At 59.3% G+C, this 5,611-nt stretch carries 2 protein-coding genes; both read left to right on the top strand.

The genetic code is table 11. The annotated features are described in order from the left end of the window. The first annotated feature begins 466 nt into the window (after positions 1 to 466). Positions 467 to 904 (top strand): hypothetical protein, encoded by a 438-nt coding sequence (locus Q1L59_RS00400; protein WP_300327322.1) that lies wholly within the window; start codon positions 467 to 469, stop codon positions 902 to 904. 10 nt (positions 905 to 914) lie between these two features. Next, positions 915 to 5,611 (top strand): cadherin-like domain-containing protein (locus Q1L59_RS00395; RefSeq protein ID WP_300327321.1); only part of this gene is annotated, 4,697 nt, incomplete at its 3' end.

The raw sequence follows: 5,611 nt of genomic DNA, 5'->3' as shown, positions 1-5,611 counted from the left end.
TCTCGCAGCAGGTCGGCGCGGTTTGCCAGATTGGCGAAGAATGCGTCCAGTTCGGACTGCACTTTGGACGTGTATCCGCCGAGCAGGCAGGCCATCAGGCGGGGAAAACTGAGGAAGCCGGTTCGCGAGAAAGCCTTCTCCGTCAAACGCGACTGCATGAAAAAAGCTTGAGAAAAAAGGAAGTTAGAGAACGAGTCAACGACGTTGACATAAAGATCTCGGCATATAAAATGTTACCTCTGTATCAAGGGGGTAGACATTCTGCCGGGTACCTGCCCGAGGTGCAACCGATTTGCCGGCCGCTGATGCAATTATGCCTATGGCGTGCTAGGTTGAGAGCATTGACTCCCGATGCCACGTTTGCCGCCGATTCTAGTGGTGGAGGGTAATTGGTTACGTCGAAACCGTTTTCCAGAATGCGAGTGGGCGCAGAAACAACAATCAATTCCAGCAGAGGATGATCACGATGGCTTTTGTGAACGAGCGAATTTCAGCGGAAGATGCCGAGAAATACGGTATCGATGCAATCAACAAGGACTTCATCATGGGGTCTGGTGCTGTCCGTCTCTGGACAATTGATCGAGAGAAGAACGTTTATTTCCGCTTGATGAAGAATAATCGTGATGAACCCACAGAATACGAGGTCTCCTTCTTCTGGAAAGGCGCATTGTTTCATATTGACTTCAAAATAACCGGCGGAAGTGAGAAGACAGCCGGCGGATGGAAAGGCTGGACGCATTGGTCATGGAATGGCATGCGACGTCCCAAGAACCCCATTGATCAAGAGATTTTGGATGCCCATCGCTGGGAAATCATCGCCGACCTCAAGGAAGCAATGACGGCATATAAGGATGCCGGCGTGCTCTCACGCCAGGTTGAGTCTGTTGCCACATTCGACTTCTGAGGAGACGCCCATGGCAACATTATCCGCTGAAGCAGCCATCGAGTTCCTGGTCAACGAGCCGGCGAAATACTCAACGCCCGAAGCGCTGCGCAATTTGGCCGCGCAGGTGGCCACTGAGTCTCCTGGACGGGTAACCGTTCTTTACAGCGGCCCCATTGGCATAAGTATATCGTCCGAAGCGATTGTTAACGGTATGATTACCCAAGGTGAAGAGATTCGGGTAATTAATCGGACGCACGCAGCAGATTTCCTTAGTTCTTTGCAGCTTAGAACTGCTGTAGCAGATGCGTTCGGCGTTGGTATTCGTGATATCGACACCCGCGGCACCCCGGCCAACGACTTCCTCTATCACCCCACCAAGGGCTTGTGGGCCGATGCCTCGGCGCGTTTTGTAGGCGGCGCGACAGGAGACGTGCGTATCGTCGCGCCGTTCGCCGATTACAGCCGGACGTTGACGCAGGTTGAGTTGCTGAAGATCCTCGAAACGCCCGAGGTCACCCGGATCAACGGGGTATCCAAGGAGGTATTCCAGTCCATCTTCGACAAGACCGGCTCCATCATCGAGGTTGGCAAGGCAGTATCGGCGAGCTCGTATAGCCTGATGGGTGAGATGGGGGAAATGGGATTCCATTCCTATATCGAAGCCAATGCGGATGGCACACCGAAACTCAACAGCGACGGGTCTCCGAGAATTCTCATTGACAAGGTCGACTCGACAAACTTGTTCAAAGGGCTTTCGTACGAAGGCATCAGTGTTCCCGCAAACGAATTGAATACCTCCGCAAGAACGGTGTTGGAAGAGTCGCTGTCAAGCGAACGCGCAACGGTTCTGGGTGAAGGCTGGCGCAATCTCGGTATTGGGGCAAAAGCGGTGGTCCTGACGGAGGGCGTATTCAAGGGTCTCGGCGTCTTGGGTGTTGGCGTTACGGCGTACCAGATCACGGAACTGGCCGATCAGGCACAGGCCGCTTATGAGCGCGGAGACGTGGGGGGTGCCAGCAAAATCATCGCTGATGGATCGCTGCAAATCGCTGGTGGCTGGGCTGGTGGCATCGCAGCAACCGCGTTCGCGGCTGGATTTTTCTCCCCGCTGTTGCCGACGGGCCCAGCAGGGGACGTTTTGTGTCTTGTACTTGTCGGCGGCTCTGGAATTGGCGGAGCGGTACTGGGGGAAAATGCAGTCAAGACCTTGCTGGAAGCCGTGTCAGGCAATTCTGCCGACGTGACGACCGAACTGTGGAAAACAACGGAGTACGCGAATGGCGTTGTGGTTCGTGAGCAAACACATTCGCCTTATGCCGATGATCCTACTGCCGAAATGGGCGCCGTCCGCTTCGGTAGCGAATGGGTGCGTTACAGTAAAGAAGTCACTATTCCCGGGGAGAACGCAACTTCCATAAGATTGTGGTATGGCAAATCCGGCATCGTCCGGTGGGTGTATGACCAAGGCGGGAACCAGATCGAGGGCAGCAAGACCATCGGCAATTCCGATGGCGGCACCACGACGGTCGTCTTGAATGCATCGGGTGAGTTTGTTTCTTCAACCACCGTTTTGCTTCTTGCTGATGGGGGCAGAACCCTGACAACGTCGTATGCGGATCAAAGCCTGCATACGGTCAAGTACGATCCTCCGACTGAGGCTCAGTTATTGACCCTTCACACCGGGGCTGTGCGCGAAGTTTCTGATGTGACCTTATCTGACGATGGGCAACGATTTACGGTCACGCGTGATGGTAGCGGACTCTTGCTTCAGACCAGCACTCTTACCACCTACGAAGACGGCTCCACCAGCGAAACGGTCCGCTACAGCGACGGACGGACGATCCGGACCAACGCGGCCGAGGACGGCACCATCACCAGCCGCGCCAGGATCGAGTTCTTCGAGGACGATAATTCCCGCGTCGAGACGATCACCTACGCCGACGGTCGGATCTTTCAAGTCAGCTACGATGGTGAAGGCAACTTACTCACCAGGCAGGAGATTGAATCTGGCAGCCGGACGCTGCAAAACGCTATCAATCAATACGGCGGTACCCTGCTCGATGCGCTGACGCTGGTCAACGCGATTCGCAGCGGTCAGCCTTTGCCGATAGTCGCCTCAGGCTTGCGGATCGCCAACGATCTGTCAAACCTGAACGACACGCCACACCTGGAGCTTTCGGCTGCCGCGAATGCGGCCAGCGGCGTACTCAGCTTGATGAGCCTGGCCAACGCACTGGAGCGCGGGGACACCATGGGTGTCTTGACAGCGGGAGTTCAAACGCTCAGTTTTGGTGCGAATGCCTACACCGCGATGCTGGCCTCCAGTTACGGTGATGCCATCAATGCGGCGGCTGAAGGCTATGGCGCAGCCTTTGATCTGGCCACCGGTCTTGGTCGGGCCATGCCTTTCGTCAATCTGGTCGTAGCGATTGCAAATGGCGATGAAACGGGTATGGCGGTCGCGACCACATCGATTGCTCTTGCTGAGACGTCGCTTGGTTGGACGGTTCCCTACGTGGGCTGGGCCTACGCCGTCTACTCCATCGTCCGTAGCCTCTTTGGCGGTGACGAACCGGAGATTCCCGATCCCTGGGGCTCCGGTCAGTATGTGTGGAACGGCGACGGCATCGCCTATCAGGCGGCGGGCGAGACCGGCGGCAAGGAGGCGGTCGAGGGCGTCATGAATAGCACGCTCGCCACCTTGAATTCCTTGATTGAACGCGTACGCCAGCAGAGCCCGGGCAGCCAGCTTGGCATCATTCCGAACCGCATGCCCAGCCTTGGCTACGACATGAGCGGCTACCGCTACAGCGACATCGACCCGCTCACCGGCGCGGAAAAGCATCCTGCGCTGCGCTTCGATACCTCGGGCTGCCCCTACAACGCCGAACCCGGCAGCCCGGAATCGTATCGGTCGATCATCGAGGGCGTGGTTCGCTCGGCCTTGTCGCGCGGCGCCATCGCCCCGCTGTGGGAAGTGCAGACCGCCAGGCGGCAGACGGAGGCCGGCGACCCCAAGGCCGGCCTGAGCGAAGAAGAGCGCGCCGGGCGCGATGGCCAACTCGCCGCGCCGCTCGCCGGTACGACGCAGACCTTCCGCCCGGTGGCGCTCGACCTGGACGGCGACGGTATCGAAGTGACCGACCGAGCGCACGGCGTCGCCTTCGATGTCGACGACTCGGGTTACCTGAAGCAGACCGCCTGGGTGCGGAGCGACGACGCCATGCTCGTCCTCGACCGCAACTACAACGGCCAGTACGACAGCGGCCGGGAACTCTTCGCTAACGGCAACGTCGCCTTGTCCCGGCGCGGACTGGCCGGCATGGCGTGGGTGGATGCCAACTACGACGGCAAGTTGACTGCGGCCGATCCCGTCTGGAGCGAACTCAAGGCCTGGCGCGACCTTGATCAGGATGGACAGCAGGATACCGGCGAAGTCGTTGGCCTCGCAGCCCTGGACGTGAGCGAACTCAACTACGCCATGGGCACCCTGACCAGGAGCGGCGTCAAGCAGCAACTCGCCAGCCCCGACCTGCAAGCCGACCGTGAGGGCAGCCGCGTCAGCGTCGTGCCGGAAGGCATCCTGGTCCAGGCCAGCGAGGACGGGCACCTGTCGCTCCTGGTCACACGCGTCGACGATAACGCCGCGGTGGAAGCCAACCGTGACGGCATAGCAGGCTATGAAGACGTGGAAATCATCGTCAGCAGCGCCGACCTGCTTGCCAACGACACGCTGGGCGGCATTCCTGGGCGCAACCTCACGATCACCGGCGTCACCCATTTCCGCCACGGCACCGGCTTTCTCGACGCCAACGGCTTCGTCCATTTCACCCCGGAAGCCAACTACGCGGGCGATGCCGCGGGATTCGACTACGTAGCGCAGGCGGCCGGCGGCCAGACCGGCACCTCGACGGTCGACATCACCGTGCAGAACGTCAATGACGCACCGACGCTCGACCACGTCGAGCACACCACCCGGGCCGTCTATGGCTACACACCGATCGTCTACAGTACGGACGAAGAGTTTAACCGCGGCGGGCAATACGTCAGTGGCGGCAACCCCATCTACGTCCCGTATGCGATTCTGCGCACGACCGATTTGAATGACCGGGTGATCGAAATCATCGTTTACGACCCGGCGCCTGGACAGTGGAACTACGAGTACCACACCACACCGATCGCCAACGAAGACAGCGGCGCCGGAAGGGTGGCGGGAACGGATGTGGACGACCCGCCCTCGAGCCTGAGCTACGAGATCGTCAACCAACCGCAGTACGGCAGTGTCGACCTGAACGCCGATGGCAGCTTCCAATATACGAGTTGGAAGGAACCGGGCATCGCCTCGGATCGCATCGTCTACGACGGCCAGTATGCCGGCGCCAAGAACGGCACGCTGTACCATGCGGGCAACCTGCCCAGCGAAGCCGTGTACCCGACGACCGACATCTTCCAGGTCAGGATCACCGACGCGCAAGGCGCGAGCACCCTCCAGTCGATCTCCGTACCGCACTACGGACCCTACCTGCCGCCGACACCGCCGGGCGACGGTGGGGGCAAGAAGCCAATCGCGGTCGACCTCAACGGCAACGGCTTCGAGTTTGTCAATGTCGATGACACCAATGTCTTCTTCGACGTCAATGGCGACGGCTGGAAGCGCCGCACCTCCTGGGTGGGCAAGGACGATGGCCTGCTCGCCTACGACATCGATGGCGATGGCCGGATCGA

This window comes from Accumulibacter sp. (genome assembly GCF_029255125.1).
GTDB lineage: Bacteria > Pseudomonadota > Gammaproteobacteria > Burkholderiales > Rhodocyclaceae > Accumulibacter.
The sequence above is the reverse complement of the archived record's forward strand: the minus strand, read 5'-3'. Positions and strand labels throughout refer to the sequence as shown.

Coding starts and splice junctions, on each gene's coding strand:
- Q1L59_RS00400 (WP_300327322.1), top strand. CDS start 467: ATGGCTTTTGTGAACGAGCGAATTTCAGCGGAAGATGCCGAGAAATAC.